The sequence below is a fragment of the Clavibacter michiganensis subsp. insidiosus genome (genome assembly GCF_002240565.1).
Taxonomy (GTDB): Bacteria; Actinomycetota; Actinomycetes; order Actinomycetales; family Microbacteriaceae; genus Clavibacter; species Clavibacter insidiosus.
The window spans coordinates 993,821-1,018,934 of record NZ_MZMO01000001.1 but is presented as its reverse complement, the minus strand read 5'-3'; the positions used below and the strand labels follow the sequence as shown (position 1 = coordinate 1,018,934).

At 74.6% G+C, this 25,114-nt stretch carries 26 protein-coding genes; 10 read left to right on the top strand and 16 right to left on the bottom strand.

What is annotated here, in order from left to right; all coding sequences use genetic code 11:
* The first annotated feature begins 5 nt into the window (after positions 1 to 5).
* Positions 6 to 974, top strand: a complete 969-nt coding sequence (locus B5P21_RS05145) for an aldo/keto reductase (RefSeq protein ID WP_045528970.1) — start codon at positions 6 to 8, stop codon at positions 972 to 974.
* Positions 975 to 1,109: 135 nt separating this feature from the next.
* Here the strand turns inward: B5P21_RS05145 and B5P21_RS05140 are convergent, their stop codons facing one another.
* The gene (locus B5P21_RS05140) at positions 1,110 to 1,565 is read right to left on the bottom strand and encodes a nuclear transport factor 2 family protein (protein ID WP_094170859.1); all 456 of its coding nucleotides are present in this window, start codon (positions 1,563 to 1,565) and stop codon (positions 1,110 to 1,112) included.
* Positions 1,566 to 1,628: 63 nt separating this feature from the next.
* Positions 1,629 to 1,799 (bottom strand): hypothetical protein, encoded by a 171-nt coding sequence (locus B5P21_RS16780; RefSeq protein WP_158385408.1) that lies wholly within the window; start codon positions 1,797 to 1,799, stop codon positions 1,629 to 1,631.
* Between the two features lie 233 nt (positions 1,800 to 2,032).
* On the opposite strand from B5P21_RS16780, the gene B5P21_RS05135 reads away from it, so the two are divergent.
* The 3 genes from B5P21_RS05135 (at position 2,033) to B5P21_RS05125 (ending at position 5,394) form a co-directional block, all read left to right on the top strand.
* A complete protein-coding gene (locus B5P21_RS05135) occupies positions 2,033 to 3,571 on the top strand; it encodes a tyrosine-protein phosphatase (protein WP_045528972.1) in 1,539 nt (512 codons plus the stop codon).
* A gap of 8 nt (positions 3,572 to 3,579) precedes the next feature.
* Positions 3,580 to 4,227, top strand: a complete 648-nt coding sequence (locus tag B5P21_RS05130; protein WP_045528976.1) for a sortase family protein — start codon at positions 3,580 to 3,582, stop codon at positions 4,225 to 4,227.
* 63 nt (positions 4,228 to 4,290) lie between these two features.
* Positions 4,291 to 5,394: an FUSC family protein gene (locus B5P21_RS05125; RefSeq protein ID WP_045528978.1), complete on the top strand. Its 1,104-nt coding sequence runs from the start codon at positions 4,291 to 4,293 to the stop codon at positions 5,392 to 5,394.
* A 15-nt stretch (positions 5,395 to 5,409) separates the two neighbouring features.
* Here B5P21_RS05125 and B5P21_RS05120 read toward each other — a convergent pair whose 3' ends face one another.
* Entirely contained in the window at positions 5,410 to 6,369 is a 960-nt protein-coding gene (locus B5P21_RS05120) for an EamA family transporter (protein WP_045528980.1), read from the bottom strand.
* Positions 6,370 to 6,442: 73 nt separating this feature from the next.
* On the opposite strand from B5P21_RS05120, the gene B5P21_RS05115 reads away from it, so the two are divergent.
* Positions 6,443 to 7,003, top strand: a complete 561-nt coding sequence (locus B5P21_RS05115; protein WP_172457238.1) for a CGNR zinc finger domain-containing protein — start codon at positions 6,443 to 6,445, stop codon at positions 7,001 to 7,003.
* Between the two features lie 105 nt (positions 7,004 to 7,108).
* Here B5P21_RS05115 and B5P21_RS05110 read toward each other — a convergent pair whose 3' ends face one another.
* Genes B5P21_RS05110 through B5P21_RS05080 form a run of 8 tightly spaced genes read right to left on the bottom strand, consistent with a single transcriptional unit; the run spans position 7,109 to position 14,282 of the window.
* Complete coding sequence (locus B5P21_RS05110) at positions 7,109 to 8,023, bottom strand: ACP S-malonyltransferase (protein WP_045530456.1); 915 nt, start codon at positions 8,021 to 8,023, stop codon at positions 7,109 to 7,111.
* A complete protein-coding gene (locus tag B5P21_RS05105) occupies positions 8,020 to 8,697 on the bottom strand; it encodes a malonate decarboxylase holo-ACP synthase (RefSeq protein ID WP_094170858.1) in 678 nt (225 codons plus the stop codon). The genes B5P21_RS05110 and B5P21_RS05105 overlap by 4 nt, the downstream gene beginning before the upstream one ends.
* Complete coding sequence (mdcE, locus tag B5P21_RS05100) at positions 8,685 to 9,521, bottom strand: biotin-independent malonate decarboxylase subunit gamma (RefSeq protein WP_045528984.1); 837 nt, start codon at positions 9,519 to 9,521, stop codon at positions 8,685 to 8,687. Before mdcE ends, B5P21_RS05105 begins: the two co-directional genes overlap by 13 nt.
* Positions 9,518 to 10,369, bottom strand: a complete 852-nt coding sequence (locus B5P21_RS05095; protein WP_165770604.1) for a biotin-independent malonate decarboxylase subunit beta — start codon at positions 10,367 to 10,369, stop codon at positions 9,518 to 9,520. The genes mdcE and B5P21_RS05095 overlap by 4 nt, the downstream gene beginning before the upstream one ends.
* The gene (gene mdcC / locus B5P21_RS16775; protein WP_045528989.1) at positions 10,366 to 10,701 is read right to left on the bottom strand and encodes a malonate decarboxylase acyl carrier protein; all 336 of its coding nucleotides are present in this window, start codon (positions 10,699 to 10,701) and stop codon (positions 10,366 to 10,368) included. Before mdcC ends, B5P21_RS05095 begins: the two co-directional genes overlap by 4 nt.
* Positions 10,701 to 11,597 carry a triphosphoribosyl-dephospho-CoA synthase gene (locus tag B5P21_RS05090; protein ID WP_094171397.1) on the bottom strand — a complete coding sequence of 299 codons (897 nt, stop codon included), beginning with the start codon at positions 11,595 to 11,597 and terminating at the stop codon, positions 10,701 to 10,703. Before B5P21_RS05090 ends, mdcC begins: the two co-directional genes overlap by 1 nt.
* An 11-nt stretch (positions 11,598 to 11,608) precedes the next feature.
* Positions 11,609 to 13,273, bottom strand: coding sequence for a malonate decarboxylase subunit alpha (gene mdcA / locus B5P21_RS05085; RefSeq protein WP_045528991.1), 1,665 nt, complete (start codon positions 13,271 to 13,273; stop codon positions 11,609 to 11,611).
* Between the two features lie 55 nt (positions 13,274 to 13,328).
* Positions 13,329 to 14,282 carry an AEC family transporter gene (locus B5P21_RS05080; RefSeq protein ID WP_094170857.1) on the bottom strand — a complete coding sequence of 318 codons (954 nt, stop codon included), beginning with the start codon at positions 14,280 to 14,282 and terminating at the stop codon, positions 13,329 to 13,331.
* Between the two features lie 85 nt (positions 14,283 to 14,367).
* Between B5P21_RS05080 and B5P21_RS05075 the strand changes: the two genes are divergently transcribed.
* On the top strand, positions 14,368 to 15,300 hold the full coding sequence (locus B5P21_RS05075) for a LysR family transcriptional regulator (RefSeq protein WP_045528995.1): 933 nt from the start codon (positions 14,368 to 14,370) through the stop codon (positions 15,298 to 15,300).
* A 192-nt stretch (positions 15,301 to 15,492) separates the two neighbouring features.
* On the opposite strand, the gene rsmI is transcribed toward B5P21_RS05075, so the two are convergent.
* The 3 genes from rsmI to B5P21_RS05060 are packed head-to-tail and all read right to left on the bottom strand — an operon-like array spanning position 15,493 to position 17,189.
* Entirely contained in the window at positions 15,493 to 16,308 is an 816-nt protein-coding gene (gene rsmI / locus B5P21_RS05070; RefSeq protein WP_045528997.1) for a 16S rRNA (cytidine(1402)-2'-O)-methyltransferase, read from the bottom strand.
* Positions 16,305 to 16,631 (bottom strand): membrane protein, encoded by a 327-nt coding sequence (locus B5P21_RS05065; protein ID WP_045528998.1) that lies wholly within the window; start codon positions 16,629 to 16,631, stop codon positions 16,305 to 16,307. Before B5P21_RS05065 ends, rsmI begins: the two co-directional genes overlap by 4 nt.
* 3 nt (positions 16,632 to 16,634) lie before the next feature.
* Positions 16,635 to 17,189, bottom strand: a complete 555-nt coding sequence (locus tag B5P21_RS05060) for an SRPBCC family protein (RefSeq protein ID WP_045528999.1) — start codon at positions 17,187 to 17,189, stop codon at positions 16,635 to 16,637.
* Between the two features lie 89 nt (positions 17,190 to 17,278).
* Between B5P21_RS05060 and treS the strand changes: the two genes are divergently transcribed.
* A complete protein-coding gene (gene treS / locus B5P21_RS05055) occupies positions 17,279 to 19,525 on the top strand; it encodes a maltose alpha-D-glucosyltransferase (protein WP_094170856.1) in 2,247 nt (748 codons plus the stop codon).
* A gap of 40 nt (positions 19,526 to 19,565) precedes the next feature.
* Here the strand turns inward: treS and B5P21_RS05050 are convergent, their stop codons facing one another.
* Both B5P21_RS05050 and B5P21_RS05045 read right to left on the bottom strand, forming a co-directional pair.
* Complete coding sequence (locus tag B5P21_RS05050) at positions 19,566 to 20,102, bottom strand: hypothetical protein (protein ID WP_045529003.1); 537 nt, start codon at positions 20,100 to 20,102, stop codon at positions 19,566 to 19,568.
* Position 20,103: 1 nt separating this feature from the next.
* Positions 20,104 to 20,754: a hypothetical protein gene (locus B5P21_RS05045; RefSeq protein ID WP_236688688.1), complete on the bottom strand. Its 651-nt coding sequence runs from the start codon at positions 20,752 to 20,754 to the stop codon at positions 20,104 to 20,106.
* A gap of 105 nt (positions 20,755 to 20,859) precedes the next feature.
* Here B5P21_RS05045 and B5P21_RS05040 point away from each other — a divergent pair, with 105 nt between their 5' ends.
* From B5P21_RS05040 to B5P21_RS05030, 3 genes are all read left to right on the top strand, one after another.
* On the top strand, positions 20,860 to 22,584 hold the full coding sequence (locus tag B5P21_RS05040; RefSeq protein ID WP_094170855.1) for a dolichyl-phosphate-mannose--protein mannosyltransferase: 1,725 nt from the start codon (positions 20,860 to 20,862) through the stop codon (positions 22,582 to 22,584).
* A complete protein-coding gene (locus B5P21_RS05035) occupies positions 22,584 to 23,588 on the top strand; it encodes a YeiH family protein (RefSeq protein ID WP_094170854.1) in 1,005 nt (334 codons plus the stop codon). Before B5P21_RS05040 ends, B5P21_RS05035 begins: the two co-directional genes overlap by 1 nt.
* 81 nt (positions 23,589 to 23,669) lie before the next feature.
* Positions 23,670 to 24,965 (top strand): O-acetylhomoserine aminocarboxypropyltransferase/cysteine synthase family protein, encoded by a 1,296-nt coding sequence (locus B5P21_RS05030; RefSeq protein WP_045529008.1) that lies wholly within the window; start codon positions 23,670 to 23,672, stop codon positions 24,963 to 24,965.
* Positions 24,966 to 25,114: the final 149 nt, after the last annotated feature.

Sequence of the window (25,114 nt, the reverse complement as noted above, 5' to 3'; positions counted from 1 at the left end):
GGAACATGGAGCACACCCGACTCGGCACCACCGGCCTCCGGGTCAGCCGCCTCGCCCTCGGCTGCATGACGTACGGCGATCCCGCCCGGGGCATGCACTCCTGGACCATGGACGAGGAGGCGTCGGCGCCCTTCTTCCGCCAGGCGGTCGAGCTCGGCATCACGTTCTGGGACACCGCCAACGTGTACCAGCAGGGCACGAGCGAGGAGTACGTGGGCCGGGCCATCCGCCGCTTCTCCCGGCGCGAGGACATCGTGCTCGCGACCAAGGTCTCCGGGCGGATGCACGACGGCCCCGGCGGATCCGGCCTGTCGCGGGCGGCGATCCTCGAGCAGGTCGACGCCTCGCTCCGTCGCCTCGGCACGGATCACATCGACCTCTACTACGTGCACCGCTTCGACCCGGACACCCCGGTCGAGGAGACGACGCAGGCGCTCGACGACGTCGTGCGCGCCGGCAAGGTCCGCTACCTCGGCGCCTCGTCCATGCACGCGTGGCAGTTCGCGAAGCTGCAGCGCGCCGCGGCGGTGAACGGGTGGACGGGGTTCGCCGCCATGCAGGACCAGTACAACCTCCTCAAGCGCGAGGAGGAGCGCGAGATGATCCCGCTCTGCGCCGACACGGGCGTGGGCCTCGCTCCCTACTCCCCCAACGGCAAGGGCCGGCTGACCCGGCCGCGCGGCGCCACGACCGCGCGATCGGCGACCGACGAGGTCGCCCGGGCGTTCGACACCGACGCCGACGGCCCCGTGATCGACGCGGTCGAGCAGGTCGCCTCCGAGCGCGAGGTGCCCATGGCCCGCGTCGCGCTCGCGTGGGTGCTGCGGAACCCGACGGTCGCGGCGCCGGTGATCGGGGCGACGAAGCCCCACCACCTCACCGATGCCGTCGCCGCCCTCGACCTGCAGCTGACCGACGACGAGGTCGCCCGGCTCGAGAGCCCCTACGTGACGCAGCCGCCGTTCTGGTGGTGACGGCACGCTCGGCGGTGGTGGCCGAGGTCAGGTCGCGCGCATGCACCGCTCGATGACCGCTCGATCCCGTCCGCTCCGCATGCCTCCGGGGCGGGCCGCCCGCCGCGGTGGGGTGTGCCGGAAGGGCCGTGGGGCCTAGCCGGATATGGGCGCCGCCGCGGCTTCGGCATCGCCGCTCGCGGCGACGACATCGAGGGCATGAGCGAGCACCTGGAGATCCTCGACCGTCTCGACATCGGTGACCGCGCCCCACCTCAGCGTCATGAACGGGAAGACCGTGTTCACGTAGGTCTCGCCGTTCGGCAGCGGCCCCGTCACGGTGGCCCGCACGGCGATGCGGGTGTTCCCGGGGCCTCCCCGCACGATGACGTCGTGGATCGTGAACCGGACGCCCGGCAGAACGCTGATGACACGTCGCCACCAACGGATCATCGCGTCTCGGGACGATCGTCGACCGCCGAGAGCGTGATCGCCGTGGAAGCGGTAGCTGAAGGGGTCGCCCAGCCCGTCGACCATCGCCATGTGGTCGCCGGCGTTGATCCGGTCGAACACCGACCGGACCTTCGCCTCGACGATGCGCGAGTAGATCATGGTGCACCTCTCCTCGTCGGGGCCGGAGCCGCACCTCACGGATCCGACGGTCCTCGTGACGGGTCATCGCCGACCGACCCGCAGCACCTTCGGGGCACGGAGGAGGGCGACCAGCGCGAGCACGAGCGCCACGAAGTGCGCGATCGCGACGGGCGGGGTCATGAGGAAGGCGGTTCCGGACTCCAGCACCCCCTTGCGGAGGTTCGTCAGGACCTTCTCGGAGTCGCTGGCCACGCCGCCAGCATGCCTTGCGACGCAAGGCATGGCAATGCCCGGCTCCATCGCGTGCGGACGTCCTGCAGGCCGGTCACGAGCCGGGCGACCGCGAGTTCACGGAAGCAGAACATCCCGTTCATGCACGGGGTCGTGCCGCGCCCGATGATCCTGATGCCGAGCTCCCGCGCGTCTGCGCGGCCGGCCTGCGCCCCCCCCCCCCGCGCGCATCCCCTCCCCACAGAAGGACGAACGTGACGATCCCCCCTGCCCGCCGTGCCGCCCCCGCGCGCATCGGCGCCCTCACCGCGGCGGCCGCCGCCGTGGTGCTCTCCGTCGGCATCGGCGCACCCGCCGCGCACGCCGCCGCCGACCCCGCGCTCCAGCCCGCGCCCACCGCGCGCGACCACCTCATCACCGACGTGCCCGGCCTCGTCAACGGCCGCGAGCTCGGCGCGTACACCGGCGTCGACGGGCGCACCGTCGCCGCGAGCCGCCTGATCCGCACGGAGTCGCTCGACAAGATCACCGCGGCCGGCGCCGCGACGCTCGCGAGCGCGCACCACGTCGACCTGGTGATCGACCTGCGCACGCCCGGCCAGATCCAGGCCAAGCCCGACGTCCCGATCCCCGGCGCGAAGACGGTCGCCATCTCGATGTTCGGCGCCGACGGCGACTACCCGGACGACACCGTCATGTACCGCGACCTCATCGACAAGGGCCACGTCGACGCCCAGGACCCGGGCGTCATGATCAGCGCGTACCGCAGCATCCTGCAGGCCATCGCGTCGCACACCGGCAACGGCACGATCCTCATCCACTGCTCGCACGGCATGGACCGCACGGGCACCGTCATCGACCTGCTCGACCGGATCCTCGGCGTCGGCAGCTCCGACATCCTCCACGACTACCTGCTCTCGAACACGCAGCTCGGCGTCGACTGGGCCAAGCCCGCGCTCCTCCAGGGCACGTTCGAGGCCGGCATCGCGTCGCGCTACGCGGGGATGGACTCCTACATCCGCACCACGCTCGGCGTCGACGACCAGGAGGTCAGCGCCCTCCGCGCGCAGCTCCTCGTCTCGGACGACGCGGCAGCCGCCTCCATCGCCGTGGGCGGCGTGACCGTGCCGCTCGGCGACGCGGCCGGACCCGCGGGGGCCGTCGTGCTCGTCGGCCTCCCCGCCCTCGCGGCCGGCGACGTCCGGGTGACCACCGCGGACGGATCCGCCACGTCGTCCGTCGCGGTCGACGGCCGCACGGTCACCGTCACGGTGACCGCGGCGGACGGGCGCACGACACGCACGTACCGGATCACGGCCGGGCTCGCGGAGATCGCGCTGCCGACGGGATCCGCGCCGACCGCGGGCGGCACCGTCGCGATCCGCGCCGCCGACCTCACCCCGGGCGCGACCTACCGCGTGGTCCTGCACTCGACGCCGACCGACGTCGGCTCCGTCACCGCGGCCTCCGACGGCACCGCCGCGGGCACCGTCACGATCCCCGCGGGCACCGACCCCGGCACGCACACGCTGACCCTCGTGGACGCGCAGGGCCGGGCGGTCTCGGATCCCGCGACCATCACCGTGAGCGCCGCGGCCGTCTCGGCCGTCTCGGCCGTCACGGCGACGGCGACCGGCGCGCGCCACGCGGGCCCCGCGGTCGCGACCGGCGGCACGTCCGTCGCCACCGACCCGTGGCCGGGCCTCGCGCTCGCCGCCCTCGGGCTCGCGGGCCTCGTCGCGATCGCGGGCCGCACGGTCGCGCGCCGTCGCGCCGCGCTGCGCAGGCCGTGACGACCCCTGTGACGACGGCTGGCCCGGCGGCCCGGCGGCGGCTCCTCGCCGCCGCCGGGATCGTCGTCGCGTCCGCGGCCGTCGTCGCGGGCGCGCTGGCCGCGGTCGGCGGGTGGCCGGGCGCGTCCGACCTCCCGCGCGACCTCGCCGGCGCCCCGGTGCAGGCCGACGTGCCTGCTCCCGCGGCGAGCGCCGACGCGGCCACGTCCGTCGACTCCGGCCTCGGCCGGTTCCGCGCCCCCTCGGTCGGGCTCGACGTGCCGCTCGGCGCGGTCGACGTGGTCGGCGGCGTCGTGGATCCCCCGGGCTTCTCCTCCGCGTACCGCGTGCGCGACCTCGGCGTCGCGCCCGAGGACGCGGCGAGGGGCACGGTCTTCGTCGTGATGCACTCGATCCGCGGCGGCGGCACCGGTCCCGGCGACCTGCTCATCGACGACCGGGCGGGCAGCGCGAGCGTCGCCCCCGGCGCGGTGATCGAGGTGGCGGGCGTCGACTACGCCGTGGGATCCAGCCGCGCGGTGCCCAAGGGCGAGCTCCCCAACGACGCCGAGGTCTGGGCCGACACCCCGGGCCGCCTCGTCGTCATCACGTGCCTCCAGCGCCCGGACGGCAGCCCGTCGCGCGACGACATGGTGATCGAGGCCACGCGCGCCTGATCACGCGCGGGGAGCGCGACGCCCGATGCGGCCCGGCGCTCCCCGCCTCGATAGCCTCGGCACATGCGGATGGACAGGGCACGGCTCGAGGTCGCGCGCGCCTGGCACGCCTCCGTCTCCCCCGACCGGCTCCTGCTCGCCGCCAAGACCACGCTCGCGGTCGGCATCGCGTGGGCCGTCGCGCCGTTCGTGCCCGGCGTCGCGAACGAGTACCCCTACTACGCGCCGCTCGGCGCGCTCGTGAGCATGTACCCGACGCTCATGGGATCCGCGCGCACCGGCCTCCAGACGCTGCTCGGCCTCGCGGCGGGCATCGTGCTCGCGACCGCCGTGATCCTCACCACCGGCCCCTCGTGGTGGTCGATCCCCGTAATCGTCGGCATCGGCGTGATCCTCTCCGGCTCCGGCTGGTTCGGCGCCGGCCGCGAGTACGTGCCCATGGCGGCGTTGTTCGTGCTGATCATCGGCGGGCAGGAGGCCGACACCTACTCGCTCGGGTACCTCGTGCAGATGGCGGTCGGCGTCGTGACGGGCCTCCTCATCAACGTGCTCGTGGCACCGCAACTGTCGAGCGGGGCCGCGGGCGCGCGGATCAGCGCGTTCCAGCGCGAGGTGGCCGACCGGCTGCGGGACGTGGGCGACGCGGTCGAGGCCGACTCCCCGCCCGCGCACGCCGACTGGATCCGCGCCAGCGAGGACCTCGCCGGCACCGCCCGCGCTGTGCGGGCCGAGCTCCGCGAGGCCGACGAGAGCCGCAAGGGCAACCCGCGCGCGCTCGTCAACAAGCGCGACATCCGCATCGACCACGCCCGGCTGGAGGCGATGGACCAGATCGTGTTCCACGTCCGCGACATCTCCGCGGCGCTCGCGGACACCATCTGGCAGGAGCGGGGCGCGCTGGGCCTCGACCGCGAGATCACCGGGCCGATCCGCGACGCGTGCCACGCGGTCGCGGGCGTGCTCGACCTCGAGGACCCGGACTCCCCCGAGCGCCACCGCGCGATGGGCGAGGCGGCGCGACAGGTGCGCCTGCTCGTCGAGGCGGTCGACCGGCGGGCGCAGGAGCTCGGTCAGGCGATGGGACCCGGCGTGCTCACCGCCATGCACCTCAAGCGCGTGCTGCGGCACCTCGAGCCGGTCGACGCGGCGGAGTCGCCGGCGCCGTAGCGCGTCCCACGCGGACTAGGCCGACGCCGCAGCAGCCGCGCCCGCCTCCCCGCCCACCGGCAGCGCCTCCGCCCGCGCGTCGAACCGCACCGCGACGATGCCCGCCACGATCAGCACCCCGCCCACCAGCTGCAGCGCCGTGAGCTCCTCGCCGAGCAGCAGCCACGCCCAGGCACCGGCCGCCGCGACCTCGAGCAGGCCCGTGAACGACGCGAGACGCGATCCGAGCATCGCGCCCGCCGTGATCCCCGCGCCGTACGCGAGCGCGGTCGCGACCACGCCGACCACGAGCATCGGCACCCACCACGGGACGACGCTCCCGAGCATCACGACGTCGGCGACGGATCCGGTGAACGGCAGGATCCCCGTCACGCCGACCAACGCCAGCAGCACCGCCGCGACGAGCAGTCCCGCGGCCGCGAGCGCCACCGGCGGCAGGCCGTCCGCGCCGCGCGCCGCGATGGCGAAGTAGCCGGCGCAGCCGACCATCGCGCCGACCGCGAAGAGGAGGCCGACGGGATCCAGCGCCCCACCGCCCGACGGCGACACCACGAGCGCGAGCCCGCCCGCCGCGGCGACGGATCCGAGGAGCACCGGCACCGCGGGCCGCCGCCGCGTCATCGCCCACGCCACCGCCACGAGCAGCAGCGGCGCCATGAACTCGATGAGGATGGCCGTGCCGACGGGGATCCGCTCGATGGCCGCGAAGTACATGACCTGCGCGCCCGCGACGCCCACGAGCGCCATGCCGAGCACCCGCCGCCACGCCCGGATCACGGGCCGCAGGTCGCCGCGCAGCTGCACGAGCGCGATCGGCGCCAGCAGCAGCCCGCCGATGAGCGCCCGCAGCGCGACGGCCGCGACCGGGCTCCACCCGGCCTCGAGCAGCGGCTTCACGAACGCGCCCGACAACCCGAAGGAGGCCGCGGCGACGACCGCGAGGACGAGTCCGGTGGTCAGGTGGCGTCGTTCCATGGTGCGCTCGTCTCGTCAGGGGCCATGCGGCCTACGGTCCTGACGTTAGACTGGTCTCGGATAAGGAGTCAACTTGCTTTTCACCCCTGACACGGAGGACGTGCTCACGTTCGACGCCGTGATCCTCAACACGGCCCCGCGCGCCACCCGCTCGGGAGACGACCTGCTGGCGACCCCCGAGCAGCTCGCCGACCTCATGACCCGCAGCGGCTTCTCCGGCCGCTTCGACCGCGACGACCGCGAGCTGCGCGAGGTGCACCGCGCCCGCGCCCGCCTGCGGGAGATCTGGGGACTCGACCGCGACGCCATGGTGGATCCCGTCAACGAGCTGCTCGCGCGCCACCGCGCCGCACCCCGGCTCGTGCGGCACGACGCCCTCGACTGGCACCTGCACGCGACCCCGGAGGACGCGCCGCTCGCCGACCGGATCCTCGTGGAGGCCGCCATGGCCCTCGTCGACGTCGTGCGCTCCGACGCCACCGACCGCCTCCGCGAGTGCGCCGCCGACGACTGCGACGGCGTGCTCGTCGACCTCTCCCTCAACGGCTCGAAGCGGTTCTGCAGCGTGCGCTGCGGCAACCGGATGAACATGGTCGCGTTCCGGGAGCGCCGGGCACAGGATCCGTCGGACTGAGGGCGGCGCACGGCGCTCGGCGGCCGGCGACGAGGAGGAGCGCCATGATCGGGATCCGCGCGTACGTCCTGGCATCGCCGAGGCGCTGGAGCGGGACCGCACGGCTCAGCTCCGGGCGAGCCGAGCGACCGCCTCGTCGAGGCCCACGTCGTCCACCGCGAGCGCGCGCGCATCCGGCAGGGCCGACGCGAGCCGCTCGAGCGACCGGCCGGGCGGCACCTGGAGCCAGCGGGTCACGCCGCGTTCGGCGAGCACGCGCGTGCCGTCCCGCCAGCGCACCGGGCGCTCGATGCCAAGCCACAGCTCGCGCCGGAGCGCGTCGGCCGTGAACAGCGTCTGCCCGGTGAGGTTGCCGACGAGCGGCAGCGACGGGCGGCGCACCTCGATCCCGTCGAGCGCGCGATGCAGGCGCTCGGCCGCCGGTGCCATGAGCGGGCTGTGCGCGGGCACCTCGACGGCGAGGCGGACCACGCGCTGCGCCCCGGCGGCGCGCGCGAGCTCGCTGACGCGGTCGAGGCCGGGCTCCGTACCCGACACGGCCACCTGCCAGTCGGCGTTGACGTTGCTGCTCCAGGCGAGCAGACCCGCGTCGCGCGCGCTGGCGGCGACGCGCTCCACGGCCTCCTCGCGCAGGCCGAGCACCGCGGTCATGCCGGATCCCGTCGGGCTCGCGGCCCGCATCGCCTCGCCGCGGAGCGCCACCAGCCGCAGGGCGTCGGGCAGGTCGAGGGCGTCGGCGGAGACCGCGGCCGCCCAGTGGCCGATGGAGTGCCCGCCGAGGTAGCTGACGGCCAGGCCGCGCGCGACGGCGGCGCGGTACCAGGAGACCCCGGCGATGAGCAGAGCGAGCTGCGTGGCGCGCGTGCCGTGCAGCACGTCGGGCGCGTCGAGGAGGAGCGGGTCCTCGCCGAGCGCGTCGGCGGCTGCCGCGAGCACGGCGTCGCCCTCGGGCGGCAGCTCGTGCAGCATCCCGGGGCGCTGCTCGCCCTGGCCAGGGAAGAGGACGGCGGTGGTGCTCATCGCCCGCCTCCCGCCGGTGTGGCCCACGGATCCGCGACGAGGCGGGGACCGGCGTCGGTGCGGAGGGCGACGCCCGCGGATCCGGCGCGCGTCCACTCGTCGAGCGCGAAGCCGCCGTGCGGCGTGAGGACCTGCACGTCGGCGCGCACGTCGCCCGCGGCGGCGCGCAGGGCGGCGGCCACCCGGATCCATTCGGCGGCATCGAGCGGGGTCGGCGCGTCGATCACGAGGTCGAGGTCACTCCCGTCGCGCACCACGGGGATGCCGTTCACGAGCTCGTACGCGCAGCTGCCCACGGGACCCCATGCTCCCGGAGCCACGGCGTCGAGCAGGGGCGCGACGCGCGCGAGGGCGGCGAACACCGGGAGGGCGGCGCGGCCCGCGCGCGGGATGCGCGGCACGTCCGCCGGGCGGACGACGTCGCGGACGGCGGACGGATCCAGCTCGGCGGCCCAGCGCTCGGAACGGGTGGAGCCGCGCACGCCCACGAGCACGGCGGCGCCGGCGGGCGCACCTCGGCGGACGACCGCCCACGGCGCATCGCCGCGGGTGAGCGCCTCCGGGACCCAGGCGGGCCGGGGCGCGCTCGCGTCGGCCGGGCGCAGGTCATCGACGGACCGCGCCCGCACGAGATCGTGCGGGCGCGGTCGCCGCTCGGGGGTCAGAGGTCCCATGCCTCCGCGACCCTCTCGCGCACGAGCACGGAGGCGGCGCGCTGATCCCGGCCTCCGGGCGACGTGAGGCGCGAGCCGAGGTCGACGGATCCGGCGCGCACGTCGGCTACGGCGACTGAGACTGCGGTGCGCGCCGCGGCGACGTCCGCGTCCGTGGGCGCGGCCGGCTGCTCGACGGACACGAGGTCCGCCACCGCGCCGAGCTTCGCGAACGAGGCGCCGTCGTAGGCGGTGGCGGGGATCGCGTCGGCCGCCGCGTCGAGCTCGGCGATCGTGCGGCGCGTGATGCGGGCCGCCGACTGCTTGCTCATCACCTGCACGGCGATCCCGTCGTGATCCAGCGCCACGATGCGGTTGGCCTGCAGCCCGGTCGCGAGGAACGCGCCCGAGATGGCCTTGCCCACGACGAGCGCGACGACGGGGTGGCCCGCGAGCCGGGCCGAGGCGACGGCGTTCGTGGAGGCGGCGAGCGCCTGGTGGATCCCGAGGAGCTCCTCCACGTAGCCGTAGGCCTGGCTCGGCACGTCGACCACGATCACGATGGGGCGGCGGGTCGGGGCTGACGCGTCGGCATCCACGAGGGCGGTCACTGCGCGCGCGAGTCCCCAGCCCTCCTCGAGCCCGACCTCGCCGGAGCGGGCGCGGGGGAACCGCGCGTCGGCGTCCGGGACGACGGCGACGAGCGCCGCGGCGGAGCCGTCGTCGAGCGCGACCTCGCCCATGCGCAGCGAGCCGGGAGCGCCGGGGAAGGGCGCGTCGGCGGATGCGGCGAGCGCGTCGAACCAGACGGTGCCGAAGAGCGGGGCGGCGGGGTCGGTGCTCACAGCGAGCCTCCTGTCGTGAGGGCGCGGACGTCGGCGGGCGTCGGCCGGGTGGTGGGGTCGATGGCGGCGAGCACGCGCTCGGCCTCGTCGATGCGGGCGGCGCGGGCGACGGGCTGCGGCGTCCCGTCCGATGCCGCGGCGAACACGCCGTGCACGGCCGCGGCGAGCTCGTCGACCGCGTCGGCCACGAGGATCTCAGCCTGCCTGACGGCCTGGCGCTGCTCGCCGCCGATCATGGACCAGATCAGCGAGCGGTCCGAGGAGTCGAGCTCGGCGACGCCCGCCTCGGTCTCGATGACCTCGGGGCCGTTGAGGCCGACGCGTCCGCCGCGCGTGACGATGAGGTGGCTCGTGAGCCCGGCCGCGATGGCCATGCCGCCGAAGCAGCCGACCGTGCCCGCGACCACGCCCACGACGGGCCCGTAGGAGCGCAGCTCCACGATGGCGGCGTGGATGTCGGCGATGGCGAGGAGGCCGAGGTTCGCCTCCTGCAGCCGGATCCCCCCGGTCTCCAGCAGGATGACGGCACGCGTCGGGATCCCCCGCCGGTTGTCGTCGATGGCGCGCTCGAGCGACGCGGCGAGCTTGGCGCCCGACACCTCGCCGATGCCGCCGCCCTGGAAGCCGCCGTCGAGCGCGACCACCACGGCGCTCACGCCGTCGATGGTGCCGCGGCCGACGACCGCGCCGTCGTCGCTCTGCGGGACGATGCCCTGCGGGGCGAGGTGGGGCGACTCGAGACCCGCGAAGGGGTCGAGGATCTCGCGGAAGGTGCCCGCGTCGAGGACGGCGGCGACGCGCTCGCGCGCCCGGAGCTCCGTGAACGCGGGGGTGAGGGTGCCGGTCATCGTGCGTCTCCGTCCTGCTGGTCCGCGGCCTCCGCCGCGTCGTCGGCGAGCTCGCGCGCCTGGGCAAGCCGCAGCGCGACCATGCCCGGCGTGGCGCCGAAGTCGTTGATCTCGTAGTGCGCGACGAGGGCCGACACGTCGAGGAAGCGGTCGAGCACGCGCCGCCAGACGTCGTCGAAGCCGTCGACGCTCGTGCGGACCACGACCTCGGCCGAGGTGCCGTCGGGCACGGGCGTCATGAGGATCTCGAGGTCACCCGAGGCCACGGCGCCCACGTGCACGTTGCGTGCGAGGGGCCGGGTGGCGGGGTGGTCGATGCGGAGGGTCTGCATCAGGTGTCCTTCCGGAGGATGGGGTGGGAGGTGTCGAGGGGCGCGCTCTCGAGCGCGTGGAGGAGGAGCGCGAGCGCGAGGAGGTCCGCGCTGCCGCCGGGGGAGAGGCGGGAGCCGGTCAGCTGCGCGTCGAGGCGCGCGAGGGCCAGGGCGCCGGCCGCGGTGGACGCGCCGCCGAGGTCGAGCGCACGGGATGCGCCGACCTGCGCGGCCCGCAGGCCGTGGACGCCGCCGCGGTGGAGGAGGCAGGTGTCGTCGAGCACGGCCACGATCGCGAGCAGCGCATCCAGATGCGCCTCGGTCGGGGGCGCTCCCGCGGCGAGCCGGGCGCGCATGGTGTCGAGGCCCAGGATCGCGTGCGGGAACCCGGCCTGCGCCTCCCCGACGGCGCCCGGCACCCGGTAGCGCGCGCGGACGAGGGATCCCGGGGTCGTCGGCTGCGGCGCCCGGCGGTCGGGGTGCAGGGCGGTCGCGGCGGCCGAGGCGACGAGATCGCCCGGCGTGCCCGTGGGATCCGCTGCGGCCGCGGCGACGACGAGCCCGAGGGCCCAGATCGCGCCGCGGTGCGTGTTCACGCCGCCGGTCGCGGCCATCATCGCCGCCTCACCGCGTCGGCCGATCTCCGCGAGCCGCTCGCGGAGGTCCGGCCCGGGTCGGCTGCCGACGCCCGCCGCGGCGAGCTCGCGGAACGTGCCGCGCAGCGACTCGGCCGAGCGGATGAGGGTCTCCACGTCCATGTCGTCGTGCGCGCCGGGGCCGCGGAGATCCACGAGCCCGGGCTTGGGCGTGAGCGTCGCCTCGGCCGTGAGCGCCGCGACCGCGTGGTCGGCGAGCTCGTCGACCCGCCGGCGGGTGGCGGCTGCGCCCGCGGCGGACGCGGGACGCACGTCGATCATCGTCACGGCGATCACCAGCTCCGGAACTTCGCGGGCGGGTCGTAGAGTCCGCCGGACAGCGTGACGAGGTCCTCGACGCTCTTCGCCGCGAGCAGCGAGCGGTTCGCGTCCGTGCGGCGGACGCCGAGGTCCTCGGGGGTCGCGAGGATCCCGTCCCGCCGCAGCTGCGCGCGCTGGGCCGGCGTCGACTCGGAGCCGACGGGGCCGGCGCCCGCGAGCGCGGTCACGGCCTGGCGCCGCTCCTCGAGGTCACGCGCCTTGTAGAGGTACGCGACGCCCTCCTCGCTCACGACGTGCGTCACGTCGTCGCCGTAGATCATCACGGGCGCGATGGGCATGCCGGCCTTCTCGCCGACGCCCACCGCGTCCAGGTGCTCGACGAACTTCGGGGTCGCGCCCGCGCCGTACGTCTCCGCGATCTGCACCACGAGCTTGCGGCCTCGGACAACGCCCAGCTGCCCGTCGGCCTCGGCGAGGCTCAGCCACGCGGGGGTCGGGTGGCGGCGGCCGCGCGGGTCGTTGCCGAGGTTCGGAGCGCCGCCGAACCCGGAGAGGCGGCCGTCGGTGACGGTGGAGGAGTTGCCGAGCGGGTCGATCTGCAGGGTCGAGCCGATGAACATGTCGGTCGCGTAGAGGCCGGCGGTCTGGGCGAGCGCGCGGTTCGAGCGCAGCGAGCCGTCGTGCCCGGTGGCGAACACGTCGGAGCGCGCGGCCACGTAGCGGTCCATGCCGACCTCGCCGCCGAACGACGAGATGCTCTCCACCCAGCCGGCCTCGATGGCCGGGATGAGCGTGGGGTGCGGGTTGAGCGCCCAATTGCGCGCGATCCGGCCGCGGAGGCCCAGGCTCTCGCCGTACGTCGGCAGCAGCAGCTCGATGGCCGCCGTGTCGTAGCCGATGCCGTGGTTGAGGCTCGTGACCTCGTGCCGCTCGTAGACGCCGCGGATGGCGAGCATCGCGAGCAGCACGTGCACGTCGGTGATCTTCCGGGGGTCGCGCGTGAACAGCGGCTCGACCTGGAACGGCCGGTCGGCCACGATCACGAAGTCGACCCAGGACCCGGGGATGTCGACGCGCGGCAGGTCGGCCGGGTCGTCCACGAGCTCGTTGACCTGCGCGATGACGATGCCGCTGCGGAACCCGGTGGCCTCGACGATGGTCGGGGTGTCCTCCGTGTTCGGCCCCGTGTAGAGGTTGCCGTTCCGGTCGGCCCGGTCGGCGGCCACGAGCGCGATGTCGGGGATGAGGTCGACGAGCAGGCGCGCGTACAGCTCGAGGTAGGTGTGGATCGCGCCCACCTTCATCGTGCCCTCGGCCAGCAGCGTCGCCACGCGCGTCGACTGCGCGCCGGCGTAGGCGAAGTCCACGTTCGACGCGATGCCCTTCTCGAACAGGTCGAGGTGCTCGGGCCGCGAGATGGAGGAGATGAGCATGTGCAGCTCGTGCACGCGGCCCGGATCCACCTCGGCGAGCGCGCGGGAGAGGAAGTCGGCCTGCTTCTGGTTGTCGCCCTCCAGCGCGACCTTGTCGCCCGGGCGGATGACCGCCTCGAGCAGACGGACGGCGTCCTCGGTGGCGACGACCATGCCGTCGGCGAGAGGGGCTGCGGCGGACATGCGCTCCTGCTTGCGGAGGCGCCGGGTCTGCCAGCGGGTGGGATCGTTCTCGGGGGTCACGTGGATCTCCTCGGTTCGGGAGCGGATGCGGGATGGATGGGGTGGAGGCGGCGACCTAGCCCGTGCCCGAGAGCAGCGCGATGGCGATGGACAGCGTGACGATCGACATGAGGCTGGAGAGCACGAGCGTGGATCCGGCCACCGCGGGCCGGAGCTTGTGGTTGAGGCCGAAGAGGATCCCGAAGAACCCGGCCGGGATGGACAGCAGCAGGAGGGCCTGGCCGGCGAACGGCTGCGGCACCCGCAGGACCACGATCACGAGGAGGCCGAGGATCGGCTGGGCCACGGTCTTCACGAGGCTCGAGACGACCGCGTTGCCCGTGATGCGGATCCGCTGCGCCGCGAGGATGAGGCCCGTGAGGAACAGGGCGACGCCCGCGGCCACTCCCCCGATCTCCCGCAGCGTGGTGGAGAGCAGGTCCGGCACGGGGATCGCGAGGAGCGACCAGACGAGGCCGAGCACCGGGCCGAGGAAGATGGGCTTGCGCACGCTCCTGCCGAGCGCGGTGAGGAAGCGGCGACCGGTGGATCCCGTCTCCCCCGCCTCCGTGGCCCGCGCGTTCTCGAGCAGCGCGAGCGTGAGCGGCGAGATGGTCACCGAGCCCGCGGCGATGGCCACGGCCACCGCGAGCGCCGCGCTCGGTCCGAAGACGGCGGCGGTGAGCGGGAGGCCGATGGCGGCGTAGTTCGGGAACGCCGTGGTGAGGGTCTGCACGGCGGCGTCGCCCGGCGAGAGCTTCGCGATCCGCGTCTGGGCGACGTAGACGATGGCGTAGGTGAGCACCATCACGATGACGAGCACGACCGCGAGCCACCAGTTCGCGAGGATCACCGAGCGGTCGGTGACGGCGATGGCCGTGAAGAGGGAGATGGGGAGCGCGAACAGCATCACCAGGTGGTTGAGGCTGCCGACGTCCGAGTTGTCGACGATCCGGCGCTTGCCGGCGAAGAAGCCGAGCGCCATGACGAAGAACACCGGCAGGAGCGCGGTGGCGATGGTGAGGACCATGGAGGTGCCTTTCCGTTCGGTACCCGACAAGGCTCCTGCGGACCCGTCGACCCGACCAATGCAGCGCTGATAACGTCATGCGGACATGAATGAATCGGATCCCGCGTCCGACCTCCTGGCCGATCTCGCACCCGCCCTGCTGCAGTGGGCCGCGCTCGGCGACGACACCAACGTGACACGCGCCGCCGCCGTCAGCGGTGTGAGCCAGCCGACTCTCAGCCGCGCCATGGCCAGGTGGGAGAAGGAGGCGGCCGTCGCGCTGTTCCGTCGCGTCGGCCGCGAGGTCCAGCTCACGGCCGAGGGGGCGCTCATCGCCGAGGCCGCCCGCGCGGCGCTCGAGGACCTCCGCCTGGCGCTCGCGGAGGCGGTGGGCGGCGGGGCCCCGCCGGTGCTCACGGTCGGCTTCCTGCACTCGCTCGGCCCGAGTGTGGTGGGGGAGCTCGTATCCGCGTTCCACGCCGCGGAGCCGGCCGTGCACGTGGTGCATCACGAGGGATCCGGCGTGCGTCTCGTGGAGGAGCTGCGCGGAGGCGGCGTGGACATCGCGGTGCTGGCCCCGCATCCGGGCGAGGGGTTCCGCTGGATGCCGCTCGGCAGGCAGGCCCTCAGCCTCGTGATGCCCACGCACCACCGGCTGGCGGGACGCGACAGCATCGACCTCGCCGAGGCGGCCGACGAGGGCTTCCTCGCCCTGGATCCGCGCTACTCCACGCGACAGCTCGCCGATGCGCTGTGCGCGGAGGCCGGGTTCCGCGCGGCGATCTTCCTCGAGGCCGACAACGCGCAGACCGTGCGCGACTACGTGGCGAGCGGCCTCGGCGTGGCGATCCTCCCGAACGAGACGACCATCAACCCGCGCGTGGTGTCCGTGCCCATCGCGTCGTCGCTCGCCTCCCGCGAGATCGGCCTCGCCTGGAGCGCGCGCCGTCGGCAGACCCCGTGGGCGGAGGCGTTCCGGGAGAGCGCCCGCGCCCTGAGCGCGCGCTACCCGGGCTGGGCCGATCTCGGCGACGGCTGACCGCGGCATCCGCGACCCGGTCGGGCGACTCCGCGAGCGGCTGCAGGTCGTCTACGGCCACCACGTGGTCCGGGCGGCCGGCGCCGTGGCCGTGGATGTCGAGCGCGCTGATCCAGGCGACGCGCTCCGCGTGCGCGCGAGAGTGCCCGTCCCGCGGGACCGGCTGTCCGGCGCCCGCGTGGCGCCGGTGCGTCACCTGGCCTGCAGCGCCGCCTGGTACAGGTCGCGCTTGCCGAGGCCGGTCGCCTCCGCGATGGTGCCGGCCGCGTCCTTGAGGCGCGCGCCGTCGGCGACCAGCTCGAGCACCTGGGTCACGCCGGTCGCGAGGTCGACCTCGAGGGCCGCGGCGCCCTCCGCGACCACGACGATCTCGCCGCGCACGCCCTCGGCGGCCCAGGCGGCGAGCTCGGCGGCGGATCCGCGGCGCACCTCCTCGTACAGCTTCGTCAGCTCGCGGCACACGACGAGCCGGCGGTCCGGGCCCCACTCGGCGACGACGTCCTCGAGCGACGCCTGCAGCCGGTTCGGCGACTCGAAGAAGACCATGGTGCGGCGCTCGCGCACGAGCTCGCGGAGCACGCGGCGCCGGTCGCCGCCCTTCCTCGGCAGGAAGCCCTCGAACGTGAAGCGGTCGGTGGGGAGGCCGGACACGGCGAGCGCGCTGAGGACGGCGCTCGGGCCGGGGATCACCGTGACGCGGACACCCGCCGCGGCCGCCGCCTCCACGAGGTGGAAGCCGGGGTCGGAGATCGCGGGCATGCCGGCGTCGGAGAGGACGAGCACGTCGGTCTCGCGCGCCAGCTCGACGAGGTCGGCGGAGCGCTCCTGCTCGTTGTGGTCGTGCAGCGCGATGAGGCGCGGCCGGTTCTCGACGCCGAGCGCGCCGAGCAGGCGGATGGTGGTGCGGGTGTCCTCGGCGGCGATGACCGTGGCGGAGGACAGCGCCTCCACGAGCCGCCGCGACGCGTCGCCCAGGTTGCCGATGGGGGTCGCGCCGAGGATGATCACCGGTCGATCATCCCATCCGGGCGGGTGCGGTCCGGGCCGGTCCCGTCCGGGTCGGGCAGGCCGGATCGGTCGCCGGCATGGGGAGGATCGTCGACCTCGGCGTCGCCCGGGTCGCTCCAGCCGCGGATGGCGTTCGCGATCCCCATGCCGATCACGACGAGGCCGATGGGCACGCCCAGGAGCACGATCGTCGAACCGCGCCCGGCGCTGCTGATCTCGCCGAAGACGCCCGTGAGCCCGAGCACCGACACCACGCACAGGCCGACCCCCAGGATCACCAAGCCGAAGGTGTCGCGCCCGCGCGACCGGCTCCGCAGGAACACGCGTCAGCTCCCGTCGGACATGACGGCGCCCGGACCCACGTGCGCCAGCACCACGGGATCCGCGCACCCGCGCGCGAACCCGTCGATGCTCCGGTCCATGTCGCGCTGCAGGATCCACGCGCCGATGCGCTCGGCGACGGGCGCGAGCCAGGCGGGCCGGCACGCGAGGTTGTAGCGCCAGGTCGCGAGCGTCTGCCCGGGCTCGCCCTCGACGGGCGCGAACCGCCATCCGCCGCCCATGCGCGCGAAGAACCACGACCCCTGCGTCATCGTCATGCCCACGTTCGACGGCGGCTGGTGCGAGACGTACTCGCTCACCATGCTGAGACCGAGGCGCGAGACGGTGAACGTCCGGACGCCCTTGGCGGGCTCCGTCGCGCCGCCCATGAGGTGCTGGTGCGCGATGAAGGGATCCCACCGCTTCCGGATCGCCCCCTGCGTCTGCGAGATCGCGAACGCCGCTCCCGGCGGGACGGGGACGATGCGGCGGGACTCGACGACGGGTACGGATCCATGCTGGCACGGCGGGTGCGCAGCACGGCGGTGGCCGCACGCCACCCGCCATCCTGCGTACGCTCGTCACAGCGGCCCCGCGGGCCGACGCCGCCCGGATCGGGCGCGACGAACCACCACCCCGAGGAGCACCAGTGGACGACGCCATCGAGACGAACGCGATCCCCGAGCCGGAGCCCACGGAGATCACGTACGACGAGGAGCGCTTCCCGGCCCGCCCCGCCCGTCTCCGCGCCCGTCCGCAGCTGCGCGCCAGCGGGATCCGCCGCTCGTCGAACGACCCGCGCGCCGCCGACGCGTCGAACCCCTCCTACGTGGAGTGGCTCCGCCGCCAGTCGATGCTCGGGGACGCCGACGTGCTGAGCCGCGGCCTCTCCGGCTCGCCCAGCATGTGGTCGAACCCGTACGCCCGGCCGGACGCGCGCCGCGCCATCGACACCGCGTCGGTCTGGTTCACCGCCTACCCGATCTCGCTCATCACGAAGGAGGGCGAGTCGTACCTCGGCGCGCTCGGCGACCCGCAGCTGTGGGAGATCTTCCAGTCCATCGGCATCGAGGCCGTGCACACCGGCCCCGTGAAGCTCGCGGGCGGCATCACCGAGTGGTCGCAGACCGCGAGCGTCGACGGCCACTTCGACCGCATCAGCACCCAGATCGACGCCGCGTTCGGCACGGAGGACGAGTTCCGACGCCTCACCGAGGTCGCCGACCGGCACGGCGGCAGCGTCATCGACGACATCGTGCCCGGCCACACCGGCAAGGGCGCCGACTTCCGCCTCGCGGAGATGGGCTACAAGGACTTCCCCGGGATCTACCACATGGTCGAGATCCCCGAGGAGGACTGGGGCCTCCTGCCCGACGTGCTCCCCGGCCGCGACGCCGTGAACCTCGACGTCGCCGCCGAGCAGGCGCTCGCCGACCAGGGCTACATCATCGGCCGCCTGCAGCGCGTGATCTTCTACGCGCCCGGCGTCAAGGAGACCAACTGGAGCGCGACCGCGCCCGTGCTCGGCGTCGACGGCCGCACCCGCCGCTGGGTCTACCTGCACTACTTCAAGCAGGGCCAGCCCTCCATCAACTGGCTCGACCCCACGTTCGCCGGAATGCGCATGGTCATCGGCGACGCGCTGCACTCGCTCGGCGACCTCGGCGCGAGCGCGCTCCGGCTCGACGCCAACGGCTTCCTCGGCGTGGAGAAGAGCGTCGAGGGCCCGGCGTGGTCCGAGGGCCACCCGCTCTCGGAGGCGGCGAACCACCTCATCGCGAGCATGGTGCGCAAGGTCGGCGGATTCTCCTTCCAGGAGCTGAACCTCACGATGGAGGACATCCGCGACACCGGCCGCGTCGGCGCCGACCTCTCCTACGACTTCATCAACCGGCCCGCGTACCAGCACGCGCTCGCGACCGGCGACACCGAGTTCCTGCGCCTCACGCTCCGCACCTCGCTCGAGGTCGGCGTGGATCCCGTCACCCTCGTGCACGCGCTCCAGAACCACGACGAGCTCACCTACGAGCTCGTGCACTGGGCGACCGAGCACTGCGCCGACGTGTTCCCGTTCCGCGGCGACGAGATGACCGGGGCGGATCTCGCGGAGACCATCCGCGGCGACCTCCTCGAGGAGCTCACGGGCGACAGCGCCGACTACAACCACGTGTTCACGACGAACGGCATCGCCTGCACCACGGCGTCCGTCATCGCGGCCGCGCAGGGCTTCACGACGCTCGACGCGATCGGCGATGGCGACGTCGCCGGGATCCGCGCCGCGCACCTCCTGCTCGCCAAGTTCAACGCGTGGCAGCCGGGCGTCTTCGCGCTCTCCGCGTGGGACCTGCTCGGCGTGCTGCCGCTGCACGCGTCGCAGGTGGCCGACCTCATCGAGGGCGGCGACACCCGCTGGGTCCACCGCGGCGGGCACGACCTGCTCGACGCGGCGCCCGAGGCGACCGGGTCCGGATCCGGGATGCCGCGCGGCCGCTCGCTCTACGGATCGCTGCCCGCGCAGGTCGGCGACCCGTCGTCGTTCGCGTCCGGGCTCCGCAGCGTGCTCGAGGTGCGCGAGCGCTTCGACGTCGCGCTCGGCACGCAGCTCGACGTCCCCGACGTCGGCCACCCCGGCATGCTGGTGATGGTGCACCGCCTGGACAACGGCGACCCGGAGGCCGACGCGCGCCTGCAGCTCACGGTGCTGAACTTCACGGGCGAGGCGATCGTCGCGACCGTCCGCTCCGAGGAGCTCCCCGCCCGCCGCGTCGTGCGCGACGCGACCTCGGGCGAGGAGGTCGGCACGGTCGACGACCTGTCCAGCTTCCCCGTGCAGCTCGAGCCCTACGCGGGCCTGTTCCTGCTGCTCGACGAGGAGCCGGAGGCCGAGGAGGCCTAGGCCGCCCGGCCCCCGGGCCGCGGGATCGCCGGACGGCGGATCAGCACCACGCCTCCAGGGCGACGTCGCGGATCCGCCGGTCGCGGATGTCCGCCCACGCCACGGCGATCCGCGGCGCCGCGATCGGGTGCCGGACGAGGTCGACGACCCGGTTCGTGAGGAGCCGGGGCGTCACGCAGCCGGACACCAGGATCCCCGTCACGGCGACGTCCGCGCCGCGCGTGCGCTCGAGCCCCGCGTGCGTGCGCACCACCCACGCGTCGAGCGCGCGGAGGTCCGGCCGGATCGCGCCGATGCGGCCGCCGACCACGACCACGAGGTGCCGTAGCTGCGGCAGGTGGTCCGGCACGCGCACGGCGCGGAGGCAGCGCGCGGCGGCGTGCACCCCGCGGATCCCGCCGGCCTGCGCGTCGACGCCCACGACCAGGGCGCGGACGGGACGCGGATCCTCGTCGCCCCGGTCCTGGAGGGCGGCGCGCAGGTCGGCGAGCGCCGGGATGTCGTCGCCCGCGAACGCCATGCGCGGGGTCCGCGAACGGCTGCCGCCGGCGGACGGGTCGAGGAGCGGCGCGCGCACCTCAGTGCCTCCGCCGACGACGCGGCGGCACGCGGCGCTCCCCCGCGCCGCGCCCGCCCAGGCGCTCGGTGCCCACGGGACGCCCGCCGAGCCGCACGTCGTGCAGGGCGGGCGATCCGCCGCACGGCACGACGACGAGGTCCCCGAGCGCCAGGTCGTCGGGGAGCGCGACCGCGGTCGTCCCCGAGGTCGGTGAGGCCGCGACGATCCGCGCCACCGACCGGCCGCCGACCGGCCGGCCGAGGACGCGCGCCTCCGACCAGCGCGCGTCCACGCCGTCGAGGTGCCCGTCGACGCAGACGACGCGCTCCCCGCCGGGCCCCACGAGGACGGCCGTCACCGCCACGACCACGAGCGCGCCGCATCCGTCCGCGTCGTCGCGGATCCCCAGCGCCTCGTTCGAGTGGACGCACGGCGTGCCGCACACCTCCACGAGCCGCCGCATCGAGACCCCGGCGACCACGACGTCGTCGAGCACGGCGGGCGCGGCCGGCACCGCCGGGGTCGCCGCACCCGCGCGCGGCGTCGCGACGGCCGCGATCACGCTCATCGCCGCGCCTCCGCCGCGCGGGTGGGGACGGGAGGGACGCGGCACGGGAAGGGCATGCGCCCAGTCCACCTCCGCGCGGATCCCGCCCGCGAGCCCGCTCACGGGACTCCTACGGCCCCCGTCCGGAACCTCACGGGGTCCCGACGCCCCGGAGCCGCGGAGCGTCCGCGACCCGGGCGCCCGCGCACCTGCGTGCGATGATGAGCCGTGCCCGACTCGCCCCACCGCCCCGCCGAGCACGGGGACGACGGCACGGCCGCTCCCGTCGCGGCATACGTGATCCCCGAGCCCGCCGACGCTCCGGACGCGACGCCGGCCCGGGCTGCCCAGCGCGCCGACGAGCGCGCGGTCACCGCCCGCGGATCCCGCCTCGACGACCTGTGGGCGCGCCTCGTCTCCACACCCGCCCGCCGCCGCGCGTGGCACGGGGGCGGCCCCATCGCCATCACGCTGCTCGCGGCGGTCCTCCGGATCCAGAGCCTCGGCCACCCCGCCACGCTCGTGTTCGACGAGACCTTCTACGTGAAGGACGCGTGGACCCTCCTCCACCTCGGCTACGAGGGCTCGTGGCCCACGGATCCGAACCCCGACTTCATCGCCGGGCAGACCGACGGCTACCTCCAGGCACCCGCGTTCGTGGCGCACCCGCCGCTCGGCAAGTGGATCATCGCGCTCGGCCTCGCGGTCTTCGGCGCGGCGGCTCCGGTGGGCTGGCGCATCGCGACCGCCGTCGTCGGCACGCTCGCGGTCGTCCTCCTGATGCTCATCGCCCGCCGCCTCACGGGCTCCGCGGTCGTCGCGACCATCGCCGGCTTCCTGTTCGCGATCGACGGCCACGCCATCGTGATGAGCCGCATCGCGCTGCTCGACACGCACGTGATGTTCTTCGGCCTGCTCGGCTTCGGCGCGATCCTCCTCGACCGCACCTGGCACGAGCGCCGCTTCACCGCGCTGCTCGAACGCCGTCGGGCGGCGCGCCCCGTGGACGCGCGGCCGCTGGAGTTCGGCCCGGTCGTGCTGTGGCGCCCGTGGCTCGTCGCGGCCGGCCTCGCGTTCGGCGTGACCTCCAGCGTCAAGTGGTCCGGCATCTTCTTCCTCGCGGGCTTCGGCCTCTACGTGGTGATCACCGACATGCTGCTGCGCCGCCGCCACGGGCTCGCCGCGTGGTTCACGGCGGGCGCCGCGGTGCAGGGGCCCGTGTCGTTCCTCCTCCTCGTCCCGCCCGCGATCGCCGCGTTCCTCGCCTCCTACGCGGGCTGGTTCGCCACATCGAACGGGTACTTCCGCGACTGGGCGGCGGAGGGCGCGAACGCGTGGCAGGGCGGCCTCGCGTGGGTGCCGCTGTCGATCCAGAGCCTCTGGCACTACCTCGCGCAGCAGTACGCGTTCAACGTGGGGCTCGACGTCACGCACCCGTACCGCGCGGATCCGCGCCTCTGGCTCCTGCTCTACCGGCCGACGCAGTTCTACTACGAGGGCTACGGCTACGGGGAGTCGGGCTGCACGATCGACGCGTGCTCGGCGTCCATCACCTCGATCGCGAATCCCATCATCTGGTGGCTCTCGGTGGCCGCGATGCGCTACCTCGTCTACCGGCTCGCCGCCCGCCGCGAGTGGCGCGTGGGCCTCGTGCTCATGGGCATGGTCGTCGGGTACCTGCCGTGGCTGCTCTACGTGAACCGCCCGGTCTTCCAGTTCTACTCGATCGCCTTCGAGCCGTACCTGATCCTGTGCCTCGCGATGGTGCTCGGCATGATCCTCGGCGACCGCGGCGATCCCCGGCCCCGCCGCACGCGCGGCATCGTGATCGTGGGCGTGGTCCTCGTGGTGTGCGCCCTCGTCAGCGCGTTCTTCTACCCGCTGTGGACCGGGCAGCTCGTGCCCACCTGGTTCTGGCGGCTACACGCGTGGATCCCCTCGGGCTGGATCTGATGCCCGCCACCGCCACCCGCCTCCACCCCGCGCTCCCCGGCCTCGGCGCCGCGGCGGCGGCGGCGCTCGTCGCGTGGGGCGTGCACGCGCTCGTCCCGGCGATCCCGCTGCTCACCGTCGCGGTCGCGCTGGGCATCGTCGCCGCGCAGATCCCGGCCGCCCGGCCCGCGCTCACCGGCGCGCTCAAGCCCGGCCTCACGCTCGCCTCCAAGCGGCTGATGCGGATCGGCGTGGTGCTCCTCGGCCTGCAGCTCGGCCTCTCGGACATCGTCGGGCTCGGCTGGCGCGCGGTCCTACTCGTGGTCGCGGTCGTCGTGCTCGCGTTCGCGGGCACCTACGCGATCGCCCGCGCGCTCCGCATGCCGGGCCAGCAGCCGCTCCTGCTCGCGACCGGGTGCTCCATCTGCGGCGCGAGCGCGATCGGCGCCATGGCCGGCGTCACGCGCGCGAAGCCCGCCGACCAGGGCGCGCCCGTCGCGCTCGTCACCCTCTGCGGGACCCTCGCGATCGCCGTGCTGCCGCCGCTCGCCGGACCGCTCGGCCTCGACGACGTCGCCTTCGGGCACTGGGTGGGCGCGGGCGTGCACGACGTGGGGCAGGTGGTCGCGACCGCGCAGATCGCGGGATCCGCGGCCCTCACCATCGCGATCGCCGTCAAGCTCACGCGCGTGCTGCTGCTCGCGCCCGTCGTCGCCGTCGCGGGCCTCGTGATGCGCCGCCGCGAGGGCCGCGTCGCGGGCGCCGCGCGCCCGCCGATCGTGCCGCTGTTCGTGCTCGGGTTCCTCGCGGCCGTGCTGATCCGCACCTTCGTGCCGCTCCCGGTCGGCGTGCTCGACGCCGCGCAGGTCGTGCAGACCGCGCTGCTGGCGATCGCGCTCGTGGCGCTCGGATCCGCGGTGCGCCTCCGCGAGCTCGTCGGCCAGGGCGGATCCGCGCTCGCCGCCGGCCTCCTCTCCTGGGCGCTCATCGCGGGCCTCGCCCTCGCGGCCGTGCGCCTGAGCTGATGCTCGGCCTCGCCCGTCCGCATGTCGCCCCGTTACGGCCCGGCCGGGGAACCGTCGGGAGCGCGGGCTAGCGTCGTCCCCATGGTCGATCGCGAGTACGGGTTCAAGACGAGGGCGATCCACGCGGGCAACATCCCCGACGCCACCACGGGCGCGCGCGCCCTCCCCATCTACCAGTCGAGCGCGTTCGTCTTCGACGACACCGCCGACGCCGCCGCGCGCTTCGCGCTGCAGAAGTACGGCAACGTCTACTCGCGCATGTCGAACCCCACCGTCGCGTCCTTCGAGGAGCGCGTCGCCAGCCTCGAGGGCGGCCTCGGCGCGGTCGCCACGGCGAGCGGGCTGAGCGCGCAATACATCACCTTCGCCTCGCTCGCGGGCGCCGGCGACCACATCGTCGCCTCCGCGAACCTCTACGGCGGATCCATCACCCAGCTCAACGTGACCCTCCGCCGCTTCGGCGTCGAGACCACCTTCGTCCAGTCGAGCGATCCGGCCGACTACGCCGCCGCCATCACCGACCGCACGAAGCTCGTCTTCGCGGAGACCGTCGCGAATCCGTCGGGCGAGATCGCGGACATCGAGGGGCTCGCCGCCGTGGCGCACGCGGCCGGCGTCCCGCTCGTCATCGACTCCACCATCGCGACCCCGTACCTCAACCGGCCCATCGAGTGGGGCGCCGACATCGTCATCCACTCGGCCACGAAGTTCCTCGGCGGGCACGGCACCACGCTCGGCGGCGTGGTCGTCGAGTCGGGCCTCTTCGACTGGGGGAGCGCGCGCTTCCCGCTGCTGGACCAGCCCGTGCCGAGCTACGGCGGCCTCAACTGGACCGGCAACTTCGGCGAGTACGCGTTCCTCACCCGCCTCCGCGCCGAGCAGCTGCGCGACATCGGGCCCGCGCTCGCACCGCACTCCGCGTTCCTGCTCGCGCAGGGCGTCGAGACGCTGCCGTACCGGATGCAGGCGCACATCGACAACTCGCGGGCCGTCGCCGAGTGGCTGGATGCGGATCCGCGCATCACGGCCGTCAACTGGGCCGGCCTCCCCGCGCACCCGCACCACGAGCGGGCGCGCAAGTACCTGCCGACGGGACCCGGATCCGTGTTCACGTTCGAGGTCGCGGGCGGCCGCGCGGTGGGCCAGCGCTTCATCGAGTCGGTCGAGCTCGCGAGCCACCTCGCCAACATCGGCGACGCGAAGACCCTCGTCATCCACCCGGCCTCCACGACCCACGCGCAGCTGAGCGAGTCGCAGCTGGTGGACGCGGGCGTGCTGCCCGGCATCGTCCGCATCAGCGTCGGCATCGAGGACGTCGCCGACATCATCCACGACCTGGACCAGGCGCTCGCCGCCGCCACGGAGGGAGCGAAGTGAGCTTCGACACCGGCGGCGTGCCGCCCGAGCGCACCGGATCCACGCCCCACCCGGCCGCGGACGCGGCCGACCTCGAGCCGCTCGACCCGGCCGAGGAGGCCGCCGACCGCGCGGCGGGCGACGCTGCCGAGGCGCAGGCAGCCGACACG